At 39.8% G+C, this 20,908-nt stretch carries 20 protein-coding genes; 4 read left to right on the top strand and 16 right to left on the bottom strand.

Features of this window, described 5'->3' with window-relative positions:
• Positions 1–85: 85 nt before the first annotated feature.
• From ACXAE4_RS08640 to ACXAE4_RS08620, 5 genes are all read right to left on the bottom strand, one after another.
• Positions 86–1,996, bottom strand: a complete 1,911-nt coding sequence (locus tag ACXAE4_RS08640; protein ID WP_028414981.1) for an ABC transporter permease — start codon at positions 1,994–1,996, stop codon at positions 86–88.
• A complete protein-coding gene (locus ACXAE4_RS08635) occupies positions 1,983–2,750 on the bottom strand; it encodes an ABC transporter ATP-binding protein (RefSeq protein ID WP_289578283.1) in 768 nt (255 codons plus the stop codon). The genes ACXAE4_RS08640 and ACXAE4_RS08635 overlap by 14 nt, the downstream gene beginning before the upstream one ends.
• Positions 2,747–3,103, bottom strand: a complete 357-nt coding sequence (locus tag ACXAE4_RS08630; protein WP_028414983.1) for a YxeA family protein — start codon at positions 3,101–3,103, stop codon at positions 2,747–2,749. Before ACXAE4_RS08630 ends, ACXAE4_RS08635 begins: the two co-directional genes overlap by 4 nt.
• A gap of 87 nt (positions 3,104–3,190) precedes the next feature.
• Positions 3,191–4,225 (bottom strand): sensor histidine kinase, encoded by a 1,035-nt coding sequence (locus ACXAE4_RS08625; RefSeq protein WP_154973214.1) that lies wholly within the window; start codon positions 4,223–4,225, stop codon positions 3,191–3,193.
• A 1-nt stretch (position 4,226) separates the two neighbouring features.
• Positions 4,227–4,898, bottom strand: a complete 672-nt coding sequence (locus ACXAE4_RS08620; protein ID WP_028414985.1) for a response regulator transcription factor — start codon at positions 4,896–4,898, stop codon at positions 4,227–4,229.
• A 325-nt stretch (positions 4,899–5,223) separates the two neighbouring features.
• Between ACXAE4_RS08620 and ACXAE4_RS08615 the strand changes: the two genes are divergently transcribed.
• Entirely contained in the window at positions 5,224–6,042 is an 819-nt protein-coding gene (locus ACXAE4_RS08615) for a squalene/phytoene synthase family protein (protein ID WP_028414986.1), read from the top strand.
• Between the two features lie 35 nt (positions 6,043–6,077).
• Here ACXAE4_RS08615 and ACXAE4_RS08610 read toward each other — a convergent pair whose 3' ends face one another.
• On the bottom strand, positions 6,078–8,027 hold the full coding sequence (locus tag ACXAE4_RS08610) for an FUSC family protein (RefSeq protein WP_028414987.1): 1,950 nt from the start codon (positions 8,025–8,027) through the stop codon (positions 6,078–6,080).
• Between the two features lie 156 nt (positions 8,028–8,183).
• Positions 8,184–8,444: a metal-sensitive transcriptional regulator gene (locus ACXAE4_RS08605; RefSeq protein ID WP_013058561.1), complete on the bottom strand. Its 261-nt coding sequence runs from the start codon at positions 8,442–8,444 to the stop codon at positions 8,184–8,186.
• 377 nt (positions 8,445–8,821) lie between these two features.
• Here ACXAE4_RS08605 and ACXAE4_RS08600 point away from each other — a divergent pair, with 377 nt between their 5' ends.
• Both ACXAE4_RS08600 and comJ read left to right on the top strand, forming a co-directional pair.
• Positions 8,822–9,262 carry a NucA/NucB deoxyribonuclease domain-containing protein gene (locus ACXAE4_RS08600; RefSeq protein ID WP_028414988.1) on the top strand — a complete coding sequence of 147 codons (441 nt, stop codon included), beginning with the start codon at positions 8,822–8,824 and terminating at the stop codon, positions 9,260–9,262.
• Between the two features lie 35 nt (positions 9,263–9,297).
• Entirely contained in the window at positions 9,298–9,705 is a 408-nt protein-coding gene (gene comJ, locus ACXAE4_RS08595) for a competence protein ComJ (RefSeq protein WP_098113593.1), read from the top strand.
• Positions 9,706–9,806: 101 nt separating this feature from the next.
• Here comJ and ACXAE4_RS08590 read toward each other — a convergent pair whose 3' ends face one another.
• The 4 genes from ACXAE4_RS08590 to ACXAE4_RS08575 form a co-directional block, all read right to left on the bottom strand.
• Complete coding sequence (locus ACXAE4_RS08590; RefSeq protein WP_028414990.1) at positions 9,807–10,397, bottom strand: CPBP family intramembrane glutamic endopeptidase; 591 nt, start codon at positions 10,395–10,397, stop codon at positions 9,807–9,809.
• 388 nt (positions 10,398–10,785) lie between these two features.
• Positions 10,786–13,104, bottom strand: coding sequence for an RNA polymerase recycling motor HelD (gene helD, locus ACXAE4_RS08585; protein ID WP_154973213.1), 2,319 nt, complete (start codon positions 13,102–13,104; stop codon positions 10,786–10,788).
• 243 nt (positions 13,105–13,347) lie between these two features.
• Positions 13,348–13,473 carry a hypothetical protein gene (locus tag ACXAE4_RS08580; protein ID WP_014458690.1) on the bottom strand — a complete coding sequence of 42 codons (126 nt, stop codon included), beginning with the start codon at positions 13,471–13,473 and terminating at the stop codon, positions 13,348–13,350.
• 140 nt (positions 13,474–13,613) lie between these two features.
• Entirely contained in the window at positions 13,614–14,129 is a 516-nt protein-coding gene (locus tag ACXAE4_RS08575) for an enoyl-CoA hydratase/isomerase family protein (RefSeq protein WP_028414992.1), read from the bottom strand.
• Positions 14,130–14,371: 242 nt separating this feature from the next.
• Between ACXAE4_RS08575 and ACXAE4_RS08570 the strand changes: the two genes are divergently transcribed.
• Positions 14,372–14,740 (top strand): winged helix-turn-helix transcriptional regulator, encoded by a 369-nt coding sequence (locus ACXAE4_RS08570; protein ID WP_013084552.1) that lies wholly within the window; start codon positions 14,372–14,374, stop codon positions 14,738–14,740.
• 23 nt (positions 14,741–14,763) lie between these two features.
• Here ACXAE4_RS08570 and ACXAE4_RS08565 read toward each other — a convergent pair whose 3' ends face one another.
• From ACXAE4_RS08565 to ACXAE4_RS08545, 5 genes are all read right to left on the bottom strand, one after another.
• Positions 14,764–15,978 (bottom strand): cytochrome P450, encoded by a 1,215-nt coding sequence (locus ACXAE4_RS08565; protein ID WP_289578286.1) that lies wholly within the window; start codon positions 15,976–15,978, stop codon positions 14,764–14,766.
• Between the two features lie 170 nt (positions 15,979–16,148).
• Positions 16,149–16,544 carry a DoxX family protein gene (locus ACXAE4_RS08560; RefSeq protein WP_289578287.1) on the bottom strand — a complete coding sequence of 132 codons (396 nt, stop codon included), beginning with the start codon at positions 16,542–16,544 and terminating at the stop codon, positions 16,149–16,151.
• Between the two features lie 155 nt (positions 16,545–16,699).
• Positions 16,700–18,121: a glycosyltransferase family 2 protein gene (locus ACXAE4_RS08555; protein ID WP_042991960.1), complete on the bottom strand. Its 1,422-nt coding sequence runs from the start codon at positions 18,119–18,121 to the stop codon at positions 16,700–16,702.
• A gap of 44 nt (positions 18,122–18,165) precedes the next feature.
• Positions 18,166–19,389: a nucleotide sugar dehydrogenase gene (locus ACXAE4_RS08550; RefSeq protein ID WP_042991958.1), complete on the bottom strand. Its 1,224-nt coding sequence runs from the start codon at positions 19,387–19,389 to the stop codon at positions 18,166–18,168.
• Positions 19,382–20,908 (bottom strand): glycosyltransferase family 2 protein, encoded by a 1,527-nt coding sequence (locus tag ACXAE4_RS08545; RefSeq protein ID WP_028414997.1) that lies wholly within the window; start codon positions 20,906–20,908, stop codon positions 19,382–19,384. Before ACXAE4_RS08545 ends, ACXAE4_RS08550 begins: the two co-directional genes overlap by 8 nt.

Below are 20,908 nucleotides of genomic sequence, written 5' to 3'. Positions count from 1 at the left end.
TTTTTATATTCAGGTTTTCGCTACTCCATACCTTTTATTTTTTTAACAAAAAAAGACTGTTTCTTTGATCGAAACAGTCTTTTCTTTACAGTCGCTTTATTACCATTCGATAGTAATTCATTGTCAGCCAGTAGAAAATGAAATAAATAACCCCGTATACTGCATCCGCTATTAAAACAGGAACGATCAGACTTTCACCGGTTAGATTCGTAATGACCTTCAGCGCAAATAGACTGTGCAAGATGCCAATTACTAAAGGCAAACCAAACGTAAACAGCTGCTGCTTTCGAACGGCGCTCATCATTTGAGACACTGAAAACCCAAGCTTGCGCAGTACTTCAAATCTTTTGCGCTCTTGTTCGGCTTCGGAGATTTGCTTAAAATAAATAATACTGCCCGTTGCCATCAAAAAGACGAGCCCTAAAAATCCTCCAATAAAAATAAACAATCCTTTACTCATTAAGCCTGCCTGAAACACATCATAGTATGAAGTACGGCTTTCTCCAGCTTCTTTTGCGATTTGATGATAGTTCTTAGTAAGTTCGTTTTGTTTGTTTCCATCATCGGTATTAAATACGTACACCGCTTGCTTTTTTCCAGCCTTTGAAAGTTTGATAAACGTGTCGTGATTGACTACAAACTGATAGCCGGCACTGTCAGAATCAAGAATGAGCAAAGGCTCGGATTTAACGACTTTTAAAGCAAGCTGTTCTGATTCCTTCAGCTGCACAGCTGCGGTTTTACCTGTACTAGGCTTAAACACTTTTCCTTTTGCCATTGAATCAAAAATAACGGTTTCATTTGCGCTTAACGCAGGAACCGAAACGCCATTTTTCCGCACTTCTTCTTCATCTAAAAAGCTGATTTGTTCCCTATCTTTATAGTAGCCCGATGTAATAAATCGAAAATCCGATAAATCAGCGGAATGCTTCACGATATGATAGACATACTGATTTGATTGGATATCTAACTCACGCAGTACATCCATAAAGCCTTGCGCTGCGTTTTTACTGTGCAGCGTATAGTCATAAGGCTGCATGCTTCTGGCATCGGCTTTTGTGTTATAGTACGAGGAATACGTCACACCAACTGCTACAAGTGTAGTAGCCGACAAAATCGTAATTAGGGTTAACACTCGTGCATTTGCTTTAATGCGATACATCATCGTAGAAACGCTTAGCATATTTGCAAACGAATAATATCGGCTTGCATGCTCTCGGTAAAGTCCCATCAGCCACTCAATTGTGGCTTTAAAAAGTAAAAATGTACCGAAAATGACCGAGAACAGTACAACGGCTACAATTAGAAAAAAATTAGGCGTCACAATGTTTCCCGATGAAAGGTAGTACCCATAGCCAACGAGTAAGATACCCAGTCCTCCCACTGCAATTGAGCGTTTCGAATTCATTTTATTTACGCGTTCACTTTTGCTTTCTGCTTGAAACAAATCTAATAGCGTATAGCGGTACATAATAAAATAGCCTTGAAACGAGATAAAAATGGTAACAATCAAAAACACTACGGCTGTTTTCAAAACCGCTTGAAGAGAAAATGTGAGCGTAATAGAAAACGACAGTCCCATAAGCTTTAGTAAAAACAGCACAAACAGCCTTGAAAACACGGTACCTAGTAAAATACCGACCACCAAAGAAAAAATCCCCAGCAGCATATTCTCGTAGAAAATCATTTTCCCAATCGTACGTTTTTCAATACCGACTAAATGATACAGTCCGAGCTCTCTCTTACGCTGTCTGATAAAAAATGAGTTTGTGTACCAAATAAAGACAACAATAAAAGTAAGCAAAACGTAATTTGAAGCATTAAAAATGCCCTGCAGCCTCATCTCTTCTCCAATCACTTTTGAAATCGATTGGTCGTACTGAAGCGTAGCAAACACATAGTACACAACAATACTAAAAATCATTGAAAAGAAATAAAGGCTGTACCGACTAATATTTTTGCGCATATTCTTTTTAACAAGATCAAATACGGTCATAGCCTTCACCGCCTAATGCGCCTTGAATGTTCATAATTCGTTTGAAAAATTCTTGTCTCGTTTGTTCGCCTTTAAACAGCTCCGTGTAAATTTGTCCGTCTTTAATAAACAGCACGCGGCTGCAGTAGCTTGAAGCCAGCGGATCATGCGTCACCATAATAATGGTGGCACGGTCTTCTTGATTTAACTGGGACATCTTTTCAAGCAGGCTTGAAGCGGCCTTGGAATCAAGAGCTCCGGTAGGTTCATCGGCGAAAACAACGGCTGGATTCGTAATAATTGCTCTCGCTGCTGCAACGCGCTGTTTTTGTCCACCAGAAATCTCATACGGGTACTTACCCGCCAGCTCATAGATGCCTAGTCGCGTTGCGGTGTCTTTCAGCTTCGCTTCCATTTCTTTCTTAGACATTTTTGTAACCGTAAGCGGCAGAAGAATATTTTCTTTTACTGTTAACGTATCCAGTAAATTATAATCTTGAAAAATAAATCCTAGATGATTGCGTCTGAAAGCAGACAGCTTCTTATCTTTCATGAGCGCTACGTTTTCTCCTTGAATCCATACCTCGCCATCTGTGGGACGGTCAATCGTTGAAAGAATGTTCATCAGCGTCGTTTTTCCCGCTCCAGATGGTCCCATAATACCGACAAACTCTCCTTCTTCGATTGTAAAATCAATTCCTTGTAGCGCTTCGTATACGTTTCCTCTTGATCCAAACGTTTTGGTTACATTTTTCCCTTCAAGGACAATACTCATTTCCCTTCCTCCTTTCGTTCTTTTGTAGGCCACACGCTTTTCACCCGCTGCGGCAGCTCATTTTTTGTTATAATGTCATATTTCCGAACTTCGTTACCTCGAACAAAAAGGTCAATAACCGTTCCTTCTTTTAACTGTTTAATCGTCGTAAACGTTTGAAAAGTTGTTTGTCCTTTTTCGTTTATTACTGAAATGGTATATTGAACTCGTCCATAGTCGTCCACTTTTTTTGCTTCTTTTGGGATGATCCCGTATTGATGCTCCGTTGCGGCGTTTTGATAAATCTTTACTCCTCCTATACATGCTCCCACAATAAAAATCAGGGCTAAAAGGCTAATCCACTTTCGCTTCATGTACGTTCCCTCCTTGTGTATAGCTCTATCTTACTTCGTAACAAGGAAAGATTCGTTTGAAGCAGATGACAATCTCGGCTTTCAACCTTACATTTTTGAAAGGTTATCAAAAGAATTCGGTTTGTAGAAGGTCAAAATTACCGTGGTTCCTTCGTGTAAAAGTGAATGTACCTCTATTCGATGGCCAAGAGCATCTGTAATTTTTTTTGAAAAATACAGCCCTAGCCCCGTAGCTCCTTTCGATTTTCTTCCGACATTTCCTGTAAATCCTTTTTCAAATATGCGCGGAAGGTCTTGTGGTGGAATGCCCTCCCCTTGGTCAACGATAAATAACTTCACATACTTCGGCGTTTCTTCACTAAAAAAAGAAAGCTTTCCTTCTAGAGGGCTATATTTAATTGCATTGGATAACACTTGCTTCACAACAAACTGCATCCACTTTGGGTCAGTGTGCACTAACGTATCTAGATTCTTTTCATCAATATGCAGTCTTTTCTCAATACACCATTTCGAGAAATACGCAACGTTTGGAAAAACAAGTTCGCTTAGCGACACTGCCTGCACCTGGTAATCTTTTTCTAAGTGACGCAGACGTGCGGCATATAAATTCTGATCTACTAACCCATCAATTTTCATCCATTCATCTTCAATATCCTTAAGCCAAGGCCATTTATAAAGCTCTGTACGACGAGCGTTAATAAGCAGCTTCATAGCAGTAAGCGGCGTTTTGATTTCATGAACCCACGTCGTTATATATTCCTGCTGTTCTCGCTGCTGTACGTGAAGAGCGTGAGTTTGTCTGCGATAGACACGATCTATACGCTGCAGCAGACTCAGCATGTCTTCATCTGCTTTCGTTCGCACGTATGAATGCATTTCTTGTAAATCGTACGCGTCATTCTGCAGCATTAAACTTAATCTTTTTATAAATCTTCTTTCTTTTACTCCTCTCCATAAAAGAAATAGAATTAGCATACACAGCGTTAAAATATTCAAGTACCAAAACGAAGTAGACGATACCTTAATATCATACTCGAGAAGCAGCAGAGCATCGATTACACTCAGCCATAGAAGAACGAATAGAATCCAGCTTAGCCTTTCTCTTAAAAACCTTTTCCACATTTTAATTCACCAGATATCCTTGACCTTTTTTGGTCACGATTTGATCATTCAGCCCGATTTCTTCCAGCTTGGTACGAATGCGTGTGATGTTGACTGAAAGCGTATTGTCACTTACAAATTTCTCATCTTCCCATAATCTTCGCATAAGCTCTTCTCGCGATACAATCTTGCCTCGCTCTTCCAAAAGAAGCCGTAAAATAAAAAATTCATTTTTCGTTAAATGAACTTCTCGATCGTTATAATGCAAACTTCCTTTTTTTAAGTCTAGCACCGCGCCGTTCCACTCGATAACGTCTGAAATCGTGTCTCCATACGAATACGTTCTGCGCAGAAGTGCCTGCACTTTAGCAATAAGAACATCCAAGTTAAACGGCTTTTGGATATAGTCATCCGCCCCAACATTCATTGCCATAACAATGTCCATTGGATGTTCACGAGACGACAGAAATACGATAGGAGTTTTTGAAACTGTACGTATTTGCTGACACCAGTAAAACCCGTCATATACAGGTAAATTCACGTCTAAAATGACCAATTCTGGGCTTTCTGCAATAAATACTTCCATTACCTTTTGAAAATCTTCTACTCCAGCCACTTCAAATGACCACTGTTCGAATTTTTCTTTCACTAATTCATATATTTTGCTATCGTCTTCTACAATTAAAATTTTCATACCTTCACCTCTGTATTCTCCTATGTATTATGTATACCCGACTGTTGAGGGTTTTCTTAAAAGTTCAGCTAACCCATTAGCATGACGGCAATTTTCTTAAAAATAAACTTTTTATGTCTGTAAAATGAAGAATGAACGAGTATTATCGTAGTGTAAACTTGTGCATGATACAAGTATCTCTGTTTAAATACTACAAAATAATGACAATATCGTTAATAAGTAATCTTTAAACTCCATTAAATGCTCATTTTTTGTTACTATAGTATATAAGATGAAAACTTAAACTAATTTGACATGTGGATATGTAAAAAGGAGCTAGTTATCAATGAGTGTACCCAACAAATTACGCGACAACGCAATGGTGATGTTAAAAGAGACAAGCCGAACATTTTTTATTCCAATTAGCCACTTGCCGGCAGAATTGCAAGATGCAGTAGGATCTGCTTACTTATGTATGAGGGCAATTGATGAAATTGAAGATCACCCTGAGCTAGAAGCCGGTGTAAAAAGCCGCTTGCTTTACGCCATTAGTGACCTGTTAAAAAAGTCTTTTAACGAAGACGACTACATGGCATTAGTAGGTCCTTATCAAGCTGATTTACCTGACGTAACGCTTCAGCTCGGCAACTGGATTGCGCTTTGTCCGACTGGAGTTGCAGATCAAGTATTAGATGCAACTTCTATTATGGCCAAAGGAATGGCCGATTGGGTAGAAAAAGACTGGCATATTCAAAATGAAGCGGATTTAGATGACTATACGTTCTATGTAGCTGGTCTAGTAGGCGTGATGCTTAACGACATTTGGAAATGGTATGACGGCACGGATACAGACAAAGAATTAGCCATTGCATTTGGACGCGGCTTGCAGTCTGTAAATATTCTGCGCAATACCTCGGAAGATTCAGAGCGTGGAGTCAGCTTCTTCCCTAACAACTGGAGCAGAGAAGATATGTTTGCCTATGCTCGCCGCAATCTGTCACTAGGAAAGAAATATTTAGAAGATGTCAAATCGCTTCCGATTCTTCATTTCTGTAAAATTCCGTTAGCGCTTGCCGATGGAACGTTAAACGCCTTAATGAAAGGAAAAGAAAAAATGACGCGTGACGATGTAAATAAAACGGTAAGTGAAGTTGTGGATATGTAAAAGCAAAAGCACGGAGCCCATTGGTTCCGTGCTTTTTATATTTCTACCTGCAGACTTTCATATAAAGCAGTGATTTCCCCTTGAATAATGGGGTAGCGTTTCAGGGTCGGAACACTTGAAAGCTTTGGCGCTCGCTTTTGCTCTGCTGCTGCGGCTAGCTGAGCAAACGTTTCTTGAAGCTCTCGCTTTTCCGTTTCTGACAGCTCATATCCTTCATACGACGCAAGAAGCATATAACCTAACTGCTGCGTAGCGACAACTGCCGGCCACAGTCCTTCAAGCTTGACGGCCGTTTTAGAATATTCTCCAATCACATTATCATAAAGCGCCCGAAGATTAACTAGTTCCCCTTGAAGCTTATTTCTTTCTTGTTTAATTCTTTCTTCATCTTGTTCAGTGCTTAGCATTTCTAAAAATTGTCCTTCTTTTCGAATGACATCTCCAAGTAAATACGGCAGACGAAGCGAAGAAGCTCGTTTAAAAACTAATACCGTACCGACCACTCCAATAACAGAACCAATAACAATATCAATCACCCGAGCGGACGTAAAATAGCTAATCGCTTTGTCCGGATGACCGCTTTCAGCAATTAAAAGAGCATTCGGTGTGATAAAAAGCGTACCGAGCGCGTAGTTTTTAACAATCACAATTTCAATCGTTGACTGAAGCACAAAGACAATGAGCGCAATGACAATTCCCGTTGGTTCAAGCATGAGAATCCCGGTTCCAATTAAAATACCTAAAATGGTTCCGACAGAGCGTTGAATACCTCGCTGAACCGTTGCACGAACGGTTGCCCCAAGCATCACTCCTGCACACGTGAGAGGAATCCAGTAAGACCTTGGAATGTCTGTCGTGTAGGCAACAGCTGCGGCGATAATCATAATAATTCCGTAGCGCAAAGCGTTTTTAAGTACATACGAACGTTTGTGAAAAGCAGCTTTTAACCGTGCTTTTACGCTGCCTTGTGAAAATTGAATATACTCCGTTTCTTTTAATTCCTTCATTTGAAGAACGTCGTTTACATCTAGTAATAATGTGCGCAGCTCTTCTTTGATGGACAGCTCTTCAATTTCTTCTCGCACGTCTCGAATTTTTTTATGTTTTTTTAACGTGGCCATTTCGGATGCGAACGTTTCAATTACCGCTTGTGCTTTTTTCGAAACAGCCGGATTAAAATCATTCGCAGCGGCCATCACAAAAATAAACAGCCCTTCAGCTTTTTGGTTTAATAAAAACAGCCGGTGAGAAAACGATGATTTTTTTCGATTAATTTTCGCTTGCTTCATCGCTGTTTCCGCTGCCCGAAGCTCTACAACCGTTTTGTGCTGCTCAGCGTGAAACGATTCCGTGCCAAGTGATCCAACAAATGAAGCTAGCTGCCTATAAGCTTTCGCCACAGCGGCCGTTTCAGGCCCTCGCGGATTAATAAGCCAGCCACTCATGCTAATACACCAAGATAGTGCTCCTCCTAAAAAAACGAGGCCTGCATGCAAAAAAACTGCCTGTAAATTCGGAGCTGGAATGCTTGTACTCACTGCAAATGAAAGGACAAAAAACATCGCGGAAGGTCCCGGAATTTTTAAAGCTCCGAAGATATAAACCGATACGGCTCCAATCACACCAAATAAAATAGTTTTCATCCACTCCACGTCAGCAAATAAAGAGCCGAGTGTAAAGCACAGCGTAACGCCAAGCAAAGCTAAAAATAACTTAACGGCACGCTGCGCGTAAGGTTCATCTTTTGTATACAAATATGTAAAGCCGCCAATACTTGCAATGAGTCCGTACTGTAAATGACCAAACAAAATGCCTATTAAAATCGGCAAACTTGAAGACAAGCCCGAGCTGATTCCTCTTACCCACGGAGAAGAAGCGTGGTTAAAGCGAAAAGCAGCTTTGATTCCCGGCGCTTTTGGAGAAGCTTCAATTTTATGATGAATTTCCGTATGATTATATGTTGGTGACTTTTTGTCATCATTCACCTTGCCCTCCTCCTTTCTCTTCATATATCTTTCCTGTTCTTAAAACGAGATAAACCTAAAAAACCGCTGTTCCTATCCGTATTGTGTTTAGGAACAGCGCTTTTTATCCTTTTAAGCAGCGTACAGAAAAAACAAAAAGCAGATGAAACGAATGTCTCATCTGCTTTTTACTAACAACTCTACTGCTTCTTTTACTAAGTTTTCCGTGTTCTCGCCTTTTTCAATGCTTTCTCTTACGCATTGTTCAAGGTTTGTGCTGACAATAACACCCATCGTGCGATCAATTGCGCTTCTGGCTGCTGAGAGCTGTGTCACAATGTCACGGCAGTCTTTTCCTTGTTCCATCATATTTAAGACGCCTTTTAACTGACCTTCAATACGTTTCAACCGATTTTTAACTTGCTTATCATATTCCATCATACTACTACCTCCGCTCATGCATGATTGCGTTTGTTGCTTTTAAGCTTACACAAGAAGTAAATGTACACACAACTTTATACCTATTAGGGTATGATGTCAAGTAAAGGAAGTTGACTCTTTTTTTCACCTAGGACCCATAGACATACAATTAGACACTTCACACTCCATTTAAACTGAATCGTAAGTAAGGTACACACCGTAAAGTATAACTCCTAGAATATTCTGAGGCCTTTTGAATCTTACAGATAAGACAAAATGATCATTTTTACATAATTGTTAATACTTGTTTACACCGTATTTATTGTCCTGTAATCTAAACTTAGCAATCTGAGAGTATAGTTAAGCTGTAAAAACGACTACACTGGAGGTTTGAGATGAGTACATACGGGAAAAAATTAATGGCAAGTCTATTCATTATCATTGCATGCGTTTTAGGGTTTATAGGACATGCGGCGTTTTTAGCTCCTGAAAAAACGGAAGCCGAAGCAAACTATGATGCAACGCTTTATTTTCCACTGGACCGATATCCTGAAACCGGCGATCATATTCGCGACGCAATTACTGCTGGTCACTCTTCCGTTTGCACAATTGATCGCGATGGTGCTGAAGCAAACCGAGAAGAATCGCTGAAAGGATACCCAACAAAAACAGGATATGACCGTGATGAATGGCCAATGGCTATGTGCGAAGAAGGCGGAGCAGGAGCTGATATTCGCTATATTTCACCTTCTGATAACCGCGGAGCCGGCTCATGGGTTGGAAATCAGTTAGAACAGTACCCAGATGGTACACGCGTACAATTTATCGTGCAATAATAGCTGAACAAGCTTTACTTTGAAGAGGTGAAATCATGAAAACAAAATGGAAAGAACAAGAGCTAACAATGTCATATCATCAGTTTACGCTGTTTCAAAAAGGACAGCCAAAGCCCCATCACGACTGGAGTGATGAAGATATTCAAAAAGGATATGTCGCAGACGATAAAGCTATTTCATTTGAAGCCGTGTCGAACACAAAAGCCATTGTCGAAGTGTGGGTAAACGAAACTCCAGACGCATCAAAGGCTGAAAAGACCACTCGCCTTCCTTTTCACGTCGAAAGCGATGGGATTGAAATCAAAAGCGTCCTATCTGAAACTTTAAGCTATGATATTCCAAAAGGATATTATTACGTTACGTGCCTGACCATTCCTCTTCAAGAAAAAACAAACTCAGGCCTTTATTTAGTGAAGTATTTGCTGCATTTTGAAAGTCAATAAAAAAAGACGACCTACTGTAGACAGTTCAGGTAATATACAACACTAATAACTCATAAAAAGCTCAGAGCGATATATAGCTCTGAGCTTTTTGGTGCAAGATACTAAAATATCCATCCGTTAAAGACCATGCCTAAATTAATAATAAAATGAAAAACTACGGCTGGGTATATGCTTTTCGTCTTTAAAACGACAAATGCATAGAAAAGTCCACCAAAAGAAAAAAGTAAACTTGTTACCACAGGAATTCCTATTGATATGTGCAAGAGACCAAATCCAATACTCGTAATAAAAACAGCGTAAAAAGTCGATAGATTACTTTTTAATTGAGATAACATGATCCCTCTCCAAAGCACCTCTTCTAAAATAGCGTTTATGATTGAGAATACTATACCGTATATGACGAATGATTTTGTATAGCTTATATCTTCAGCGAATAGTAAAGGTACAAAAATTGTAGCCGAACCAATTAGACCAAACAGTAAAAAATACGTTAGTTTAATTGAATGATGTGGCATCACTATACGTTTCTGCCAGTCTGGTAATGATGCAAAAAGAAATACCTTTTGCTTGGACAATAAAATTGAAAGCAATAGTCCACCTATGATAAACAAAAGTAAAACTCTGTTTACAATGATTTTCATCTCTTTAGATAGATCCCATTCAATGAAATAATTGCTTCCTACTTGAAACATACATGTCCCTACTAAAAAGAATAGAAACAGAGAAACCGTTGAACGATATTTAAAGGTTAAAGCATAGATAAAAAGCAAGCCTATGATAGGCAACAGTCCCGCAGCAAATAACTTATAAGAAAAAAGAATAATACCCGAGAAAAATAAACTTATTATAAAGATGAGTAATACATTTATTCGTAAATATTGGATATAAAACTCCTCCTTTCACTGTCCTTCTGATTCGCTTTATGGTAGTTGGACTTTAACCAAAGAAATTTTATTCAAGCAATGTAAATAAACTGAATCCATCCATAAAAATAAAAAATCGAGGGTAAAACCTTTGCGATTTCACCCTCGATTTTTCGTACTACTATTTCAGACACTCAAGACACTGACCGTTCTCTGTTTATTTACCGTGGTATTCATAAGTTTCTTTATTTGATATAAACGGGCTAATTTCACCAAGTGAGAACAGGTGGAGCTCATGCATCGCTCTTGTGCATGCTGTATAAAATAAATTTCTCTCATATTCATCCTGATAACATTCACTCGAGGCATTGTAAATGATGACTGCATCAAACTCAATTCCTTTTGCTAAGTAGGCTGGCAGGACAAGCATGCCTTTTTCAAATGAACTTGTTTCTTTTGTCAGTAGCCTTGCAGACATCGAATCAGGCAGTGCTTGGAATGCTTCTCGGCTTTCTTCAGCAGTTTTGGCAATAACAGCAATTGTTTTATATTTTTGCTCCTTCAATTCATTAATTTTGTGTATAATTGCCTCATGCAGATCTTTGACGTTACCTGCAGCCGTCACGGTCGGCTTCGCTCCGTCTCGATTAAACGGATCGATTAAATGGCCGTTTGCCACCATATCCCTTGAAAACTCGACAATTTGACGCGTTGATCGATAGCTTCTTGTAAGAGTCAGCGTTTCTGCTTCTTTCTCTTCGTACAGTTCGCTTGAAAGAATGGTCGGTGCGTTCAAGGCGTGCGCATAAATCGCTTGATTCAAGTCTCCAAGCAGCGTCATTCTAGCATGCGGAAACAGCTCTTTTAAAAACGCTAGCTGAAACGGTGAATAATCTTGTGCTTCATCAATAAACAAATAGCGAATGACAGGATTGGCTTTTCGCCCTTCAATTTGATCTTTTATATACAAGTAAGGCGTTACATCTTCATAAGACAGCTTCATGTTCATAACTCTTTCCACCGTGTTTTTAGCTGTTTCGTCCCACCCTTCTACGTGGGAAAAAAGGTGATGTCTTTCAAACAGCTGCATATAGATACGGCGAATATCGATAAATTTAAGCTGTTTGATGGCCTGCTTAATAAATTTCATTTTCTTAGCTACAACGGCTTTAGCTAAATACGCTTGTTCACGGTCAAAGTCATCAAATGAACTTTCCGTATAGCCTTCCTTTTTCTGCAGATGCTGATAGGCCTCGACATAATCTTCTTTTTCTAAAAGCTGAATTTCTTCTTGAACCCAATCTTTTTTACGTTCAAGTTTTTCAAGCTGGTTGATGAGCTTAAGCGCCCACTCGGCTACGAGCTGCATTCTGTTAGGAATGGAAATTCCCGTATCAAGCGAATAGAAATAAGATAACAAACGCCGAGCAGATAACACGATTTCGCCGCGAAACTTAATATTTTTAAAAATGATGTCTTTAGTAGACAGCTCTTCGATATACGCATCTACCTGCTTTTTAAATTCACGGCTTGCTTTGTAGCGGATTTCCTGCATTTTTTGTTTTTTTACCGCAGCATCTTTTTCCGTTAATAAATATTCAATTTGAACGAACAAATCCTCCACGTCAAACTCGTTTCCTAACCGTCCGTCGGCATATTGCTGAAACGTTGTTTGTTTCATATTGTCTTCTCCAAGCTCCGGAAGAACAGTTGAGACGTAGCTGTTAAAAAGCGGATTTGGCGAAAACAGCATCATGTTTTCTGCAGTCAGCTGCTTTCGGTGATGATAGAGAAGATAAGCCACCCGCTGAAGAGCTGCAGACGTTTTACCGCTCCCTGCTACTCCTTGGACGATCAGCACTTTATTTTTTTCATTTCGAATAATTTGGTTTTGTTCTTTTTGAATGGTCGCTACAATACTTTTCATTTGACTGCTTGCGTTGTGTCCGAGCACTTCTTGAAGCAGCTCGTCTCGAATGGTAATTCCTGTATCAAACATGCTTTTAATTACGCTATTTTCGATAATAAACTGACGCTTTAGCTTCATCTCGCCTTTTATCGCTTCACCTGGCGTTTCGTACTGCGCTTTTCCCGGTGAATAATCATAATAAAGACTCGAAATAGGCGCACGCCAATCATAAATTAAAAACTCTTCATCTTTTTGATCCATTAAAGAGCCCACGCCCACATAAATAGCTTCCGCTTCTTTTTCACCATTCTCTATAAAATCAAAACGTCCAAAATAAGGGGATTGCGTTAGCTTTTTTAATGTTTTTAATTGATCATACGCTTGTCTATGGGTAATTTCACGTTCAGCTAAAAGTTCTGCCTGCTGCTTAATGCTCGTAAATGTCTCAATCACGTCATCCGGCTCATCCATATTAACCGTAACATCGTCCCAAAACGTGCTTCGCAAATCGACAATTTCACCTTTTACGTTTCCTACGCTTTTGCCTATCTTTTCAGCTTTTTGGCTGATTTCTTCTACTACCCAATCAACTCGCTGCTGTTCTTCTGTTAAATTTTTATCTTTCACTTATCCACACCCCTTACACACGTTACCCGATAACAAGACTTGTTACCGGGTAAAAGCGATCATTGTTTATTTTTTCAGAGTCTACATACTTCCCTACTAAGTTCGTAAATCCCTGCTATGTAACCATATTATGTCTTAATTTCCACCGTTAGTATACTGAAAAATAATGAGCTCCACAACAAAAAGGGCTGAGAAACTCTCAAGCCCCTTATCTTTATAAGTTGTTCCTCTACTTATTAGCTATTACTGTTTCCAAAAAGTTAGCATATGAATGATGGCTGTCACCACTTCTACTCCTTGAAACGCCAGTAAACCTGCTGCTGCCGCTGTAAACAATCCGACTACCGCTTCTTTAAAAATGAATGGCATTGATACCAGCTCCTTTGCTTATTTAAAATAAGTAGATTTGTTATCATTCTACTCCTTTTTTCAGAATTTTCAATACCATTTTGCCAATGAAATAAAATAAAAACGCTTTCACTTTATAGGAAATAAAGTGAAAGCGCTTTTTAAGCTTCCTTTTCTAATGCATTGAGCGCAAGTGAATATTCTAATCCTTTCCCTTTTTGCACAACGTGCTGCACTTTTCCCATGTTGCATGCTTCTTGCGCACTAACAGTCATACCGTTTGTTAACTTGAGCTGCACAGGTTCTTCCGCAATTCGTACGTCGCATGCTAAAGCTAACTCATACCCTCCGCCAAACGTAAAGTTTGTAAGAAGCGCAATCGTTTGTTTGGAGCTGCATGAAATGCGCTGAAAAATCGCTCGAGCTGTTACTGCATGAATCGGCTGATAAAGCCTTCCTGTTTCTTCACGTAGGAAAGAAGTTGTTCTATGATCGCCGTTCATTTTATAGTACTCTCCCATAAATACAATAGATCCAACCGACGCATCGTGCTGCAGCTCATTCATCGTTTCTTGCAGCTCATACATAACTTCACTGTTCAAACGATTAAGCATCGACTGATTCATTCGTACAACCGCCACGTGATTTCTTTTTTCTACTTTGATAAATCTTTTCATCGTTCCTCCGCCCTTTCCCCTGTCGTCCTTTATAAATAAAGCGCTTTCAAAATATTTCGCTTTTTAATAGAAAAGTTATTTTCATAGTTTCATCATACAACAAACTCATAATTATTTCCATTACTTTTTTAATTTTCCGTCAATAATTCCATGAATCATTTCCATGTTTTTATCAAATAAGACGTGCTATAGTATAAACAGCACAAATTCAGCTGAACTCACGGATAAAAGGAGTAATCACTATGAAATACGACTTAACAAAATGGGAGCCTCACGGCTATTCTTGCCCTGTGGAAGCAGCCGTTGATGTAGTCGGAGGCAAATGGAAAAGCGTCATTTTATATCAATTATCGAAGGAACGCCGGCGCTTTAATGAACTGCGCAGACTCATTCCAGGCGTGACGCAGCGAATGCTCACGCTGCAGCTTCGCGAACTTGAGCGCGACGGAATTATCCACCGCGAAGTCTACAAACAAGTTCCGCCTAAAGTAGAATATTATTTAACGCCTTTTGGAGAAACTCTCATTCCTATTATCGAGCTGATGTTTAAATGGGGATATGATCATACGGATAAAATTGCTGAAGCGAGAATTCAGGCAGAGAAAGAGTAAAAAGCACGCAAAGCGTGCTTTTTTTATACATGTTTACGAATCAATAATTCTTCTAACCCGTACACAAACGTGCTTTCAATCGGCTTTAACTCAAATGCCGGGCTCCAGTCCATATGCGGATAGCGGTCAATCAGTTCAGCCAGCATAACTTTTGCTTCTATTCGAGCAAGCGGTGCTCCTAAGCAAAAATGAATCCCTCTTCCAAATGCCATATGGATATTTGGCTTTCGATCGATTTGAAATACATCCGGGTCTTCAAAATACTGCGCATCTCGGTGCGCGGATCCCATCCATGGAACGACGTGTTCGCCCGCTTTTAATTTCTTCCCTGCAAGAACCACATCTTTTTTTACGATTCGGTGAAGAGCCTGAACGGGTGAACGATAGCGAAGAACTTCTTCAATCGCAGAAGGTAAAAGTTCTTTTTCTCGTTTGAGTCGTTCAAAAGAAGCTTTATCTTCCATTAAACAATAAATCGTATTTGAAATTAAGTTCGTGGTTGTTTCGTTGCCTGCAATCAGCAGCAAAATGGAAAACCCGACGATTTCTTCATCCGTTAGCTGCTTCCCTTCTTCTTTTGCCTGAAGAAGCACGGAGATAATATCATCCCCTGGATGCGTGCGTTTTTCTTCAATGATTTTATAAAAATAAGTTTCGAGCTCATCATTTGCTTTCATTTTATCTTGCTGCAATTTTTCGAGCGTTTCGCGTTCATTATTCGACGGACCCGCTACGATAATATCCGACCAATCTTTAAACTGACGCTGATCTTCTATCGGCACGCCTAAAATATCGGCAATTACCATAACCGGAAGCGGATAGGAAAGATGCTCGACTATATCAATATCTTCAAGATGCTCAACTTCTTGTAATAATTCGTGTGTAATACGCGTAATTTTAGGCTCCCATGCTTTCATTGCTTTAGGCGTAAAAGCTTTATTAACAAGCGCTCTCATTTCAGCATGCTTAGGCGGATCAATATTAATTAGGCTCGTTCCTAGAGCAGTTTGTCTTTGGTTTTGTGGAGGTCTTCGATCAGAAGAAAAAATATTCTTTTGTTCTAGCACTTCTTTGACTCCAGCATAGTGAAAAACATCCCATACCTGCCTTTCTTCGTCCCATTGCACAGGCGCGCTGTTTCTCATCTCTTCATACCATGAAAAAGGATTAAAGCGCTCTTCTTTTGATTGAATCGTATTCACTTGACGGACAATCCCGTTTTCTCTTTCGGTTTTCATGTTAAAACCTCCCCGTATCGTTCAAATAGACTGACTATGTAGTCATCTATGACCAAATAGTACCATATATACGAATTTCCTTAAAAATGATAGCTGTATATTTTAGTAAAAATGAATCGATAGAAGGATATATTTTACAAAAAAGGGTAGGCGCATAGCGCCTACCCTTTTTAAGAATAATGTTCTTCTGGCTTTTGTAATCGGTTGTCTAACGCGTACCCGCCGCTTCCTGCTAGAATCACATGAAGCGAAACGACAAAAAGGGCAATCTCAAGCTCATAGCCGCCTGTAAAACCAGCACCGCTTTTCGCTGTAAAAATAGCGCCAATCATCACGATCGCAAACAGAACACCTATTAAGCGCGTTTGAAACCCAAGAATCATAGCAGCTCCTCCTACGAATTCAATAACAGCAACTGCGTAAGCGAAAAACGCGGGAATCCCCATGCTGTGGAAAAAACCGACCGTATTATCAATACCGCTTTGAAATTTGCCAAGTCCATGAATAAAAAACGTTAGTCCTAACATAAGACGAAGTAAAAACGTTCCAAGCTGATAGCTTTTCATTTCTTTTCCTCCTTTTTTACTTTTGTCTGCACATGTAACAATTTTAGTTACAACTGTGAACAAATTCAAGAGGTTAGAACAGAAAAACAAGATATCAGCAAATTTCTTTACCTCATTTTAAACATTTTTTTTGAAAATAAGACCATGCTTCCTGCTCAGTCACGCTGAAGATACGATAGAAATGCAAAAATATGATCCTGAATAATGAGTTCTGCCGTAGCAGAATGGCTCTTTAATGATAAGTGTTCAGAATATCGAAATCTGTTAAATTTATTTACATCAACATGGTGAACGGCCTGCACATGGAAACCCCCTACTATGGCTTTTACTTGGGCAAAAGGCGGTACAGCAAGAGATTCGGGCTCAATTTTCTCGAGGCACTCTCTGCTTATGGCATGAGGAACAGCTGTCATGGAGCTCATTAATAAATCTTTTCTTCCTATTGTCTCGTTCAACACGTACTTCCACCCCTGGACCACATGCGTGAGCTTTTCTTCATCTTCACATATGTTTAAAGCTACATCGACACCGCTCGCTACCGCTGCAGCAAACGGATACAACTCCTGAGCTGAAAGAACAAAGTCCCCGTCTATGAAGAGAAGAATATCTCCCGTTGCTGCAAGTGCTCCTGCAGCTCTTCCGCAATCATGCCCTAACCGCTCATCGTAAACAATAGTTTTAACACCCTGTTCTTTGGCATACTTCTCCGACTGATCCGTAGAGCCGTTAATCACAACAATAATTTCTAACGGTTCAAGTTTTCTTGCTTCTGCAATCACTTGTTTGAGTGTTTGTTCTTCATTGCAAACCGGAATAATAACAGAAAGCTGTTTACCTCCATAAAAAGAAGATAATCTCCCCCAGCCGTGCTCAACAACTGGAAGAGGCTGCGAAAGCATATCCACTCGCCTTTTACGGTGTGACGCAAACGTATAATATGTTTGAAGAAGCTGCTGGTAGGATTGAATTCGTTCTCTGCTACGCAGCGGCCGATCAAACGGACGAAAGCTTCCCTTTCCCTGCGTTTCGATCGTAATATGCGAGCTTACACGATACTGTGTTAAGAACGTCACAAATAAAGAAAGAGGCGGCAACTCCCAGTGGTTCTTTAATACGCTTACTAGCACACCGTAAGGCGCTTTTAAACAAGCGTTGGCACGATGAGGCTTTCCAAGTGCATGATGCAGAACCGTACTCCACGTCAGCTCGCTGCGGTTAAAAGCATTCATCTTTGTTTTTTCCCACTTGTTTAGCACCACATCGCTATGTTCAAATAACAGCGGCTGAACAAAACGCTCAAGCTCGGAAGCCGAAAGAATAATATCGCCGTCTACAAATAAGACGGCATCTCCTTTAGCAGCCTTTGCCCCTTCCATTCTAGCTTCATGTGGAGAAAGGCGTTTTTCTACTACTTTTACCGTACATCCCTCTTCTTTCGCTATTTTAACTGAAGCATCGGTACAGCCGTTTGCAACTACGATAATCTCAAGCACGTTCACTTTTTTAATTTGTTTAAGCACGTTTTTTAACATTTCTTCTTCATTGTAAACGGGCAGAACGACAGAAAGAGTTTTCATTGATATCCCCCCTAAAAAAAGAACCACTGAACAATTCAGCGGTTTCATTCATTTAAAATACCTCTTGTATCCACAACTTTTTTTGCGTATTTTACAATTGACCAATCGATTTGACTGTGATCGGTTAATACAAGTACAATATCGCTTTTTTCAACTTCTTCTTTTGTCAGCGGTACAGAAAAATACGTTTGCTTATTTAATATAGCGGAGTCAATATAAGGGTCATGATACGTCAGCTCATATCCTTTTGCTAAAAGACCTTCACATACCGTCAGCGCCGGCGATTCACGCATATCATTTACATCTTTTTTATACGCCATGCCTACAACAAACACTCGTTTCTCATTTGCTGCCAGCTGCTTTTCAACACGTCTAATCACTTTATTTGGCATTTCTTCATTAATATGATGAGCGGCTTCAATAAGTTCGCTCGTTAAGCCATTTTGCTTTAGTTTCCATAGGAAATAAAGCGGATCAACGGGTATGCAGTGTCCTCCAATTCCAGGACCTGGATAATAAGGAGTGAATCCAAATGGCTTAGTAGATGCAGCTTGTAAGACCTCATAAAAGTCTATTCCTAATTCCTCACACAGCTCGTTTGTTTCGTTCACCAACGAAATATTGACCAGGCGCTGAATGTTTTCAAACAGTTTGCACATTTCTGCTACTTTTGGAGAAGAAACAGGCACCACCTGTTGAAAAATACTTTCATAAAACGTCTGCACGTGATGAAGGCAGTCTTTGCTGTAGCCGCTAATTACTTTTGGAATATGCTCAATATCGTATGATTTGTTTGCCGGATCAACTCGTTCTGGAGAATAAGCTAGATAAAAATCTTTACCTGCCTGTAAGTTGGAATCTTTCAAAATAGGCAACACGACTTCTTCAAGCGTGCCTGGGTAAGTAGAGCTTTCATAAATAACGGTTTGCCCTTTTACCATCTGTTCTTTTAAGAATGCAGATGCGCTAATGACTGGTCCTAGATCGGGGTTATGATTTTCTGTAATAGGAGTTGGCACGGTCACAACTACATAATCGCATGCTTGAAATGCAGAGATACCTTTTTGTAACTCATATGCTTCAAAATTTTTCTCGCTTTGAATCACATCACTATGCACATCTGGAATATAGCTTTTCCCTTGTTTTAGCGCCTCAATTTTTCGTGCGTCAATATCAAGACCAACGACGCTATAGTTTTTCTTTGCAAATAAAAGAGCAAGCGGCAATCCAACATAGCCAAGACCAATAACAGCAACTTTTTTATTCATTCTTCAACACCTCAAACAAGATATCATGTCTTCGTATGTCCGGAAGAAACTCGCCTCTTTCACTTGTTTGGCTAATATAGTATGCAAGGGCCTCAACATAATCTCCTAGAATGCGCTGCGTTGATGCCGCCAAACCTTTGACTTTCATGTGCTCCTTTCGAATCCGGTTCGTTCGCGCCACATCAACAAAATGAACGGGCTGAACCATAAAGCCGTACATAATACTTTTTAATTGAAATAAAGGTGGAATAATAAGAGATTCGTAGCCAACTTTCTCCATTACATCCCGTTTAATTGCATGCGGAATCGCCGTCGTTGTATTGATTGTCAAATCGGGACGTTTGCAAATGATATTAAGAAAATATTTCGCCGCACTTACAGAGTGAATAGGATGCACTTCATCCAGCAGACACTCTAAATTATTAAGCGCTACATCAATTCCTTGATCAGCTGCTTCTAGATACGGACGTAAATTTTCTGCAGAAATGACGATATCCCCATCTACGAACAAGCAAACTTCACCGCTGCTGTACATGGCACCGATTGCTCGAGGTACATTATGTCCAAGCCGCTGCTTGTAATGAAGAACAGTAGCACCCGCTTCAATTGCTCGCTTAACCGTCACTTCATCGGCTCCGTTAGCAACCACGATGATTTCTTCCACTCCTGCTTTTTTCACTTCTTGGATCACGCTTGCAATCGTTTCTTTTTCTTCACCTACTGGAATAACGGCACTGTACTTAACGCCTGCTTTCCGCTTCACGCTTGGTGTATAAGCGGAAACAACTTCTCGGTTTCGATTGCCGTCTGTTAGTCCGCCTCTTATTCCTTTTTCTTCAATAAGATGAGCTAACGCTTTAATGTGATCTCCAATGATATAGTTAGTGGAGATAGGAAAAGGGGAATTGGTAGGAATGGTTTTATGAGTGTTTCGAATCTTGTTTGTATAAATAACGTCTGAAGAACACGGTGCAACAATTGACATTCCTTTTAAAAGAGCAATCGTATGAGCGAGGGGCGGATGAGCTAAATTCTCGTATCCGATTTTAGCTGCTGATGTTTTTTTGATGGCATGAGGAATAGCTGTTAAGGCTTGAACAGATAAATCTTCACGCTGTAAGCACAAGTTCAGCATATATTTGGCAACAGAAACAGGATGAGGACGCACCTTTCGTTTCATAATCCATGTTAGATTATTTAAAGCGATATCATGACCGGTTTCTATAGCTTGAGTATATTTCATCAGCTCCTCATGAGGAACCGCTATATCTCCGTCCAAAAAAAGCAAAATATCTCCTTTTGCTTTTTTAGCCCCAATGGCTCTTCCAATATTAATACCTAGAGCTTCTTCATAGTAAATGACGCGGCACCCTGCACCCTCGGCTATTGCCTTAGTTGCATCACTAGATCCATTTACTACGACAATAATTTCTAACGGCTTTATTTTTTGAGCTTCTTTAAGCACAGGTAATAATGAATCTTCTTCGTTACAGACTGGAATAATGACTGATACTTTCAA

The organism is Priestia sp. ABM2_011, from assembly GCF_056158845.1.
Note: the sequence above shows the minus strand (reverse complement) of the source record. Positions and strands in the feature narration are given on the sequence as shown.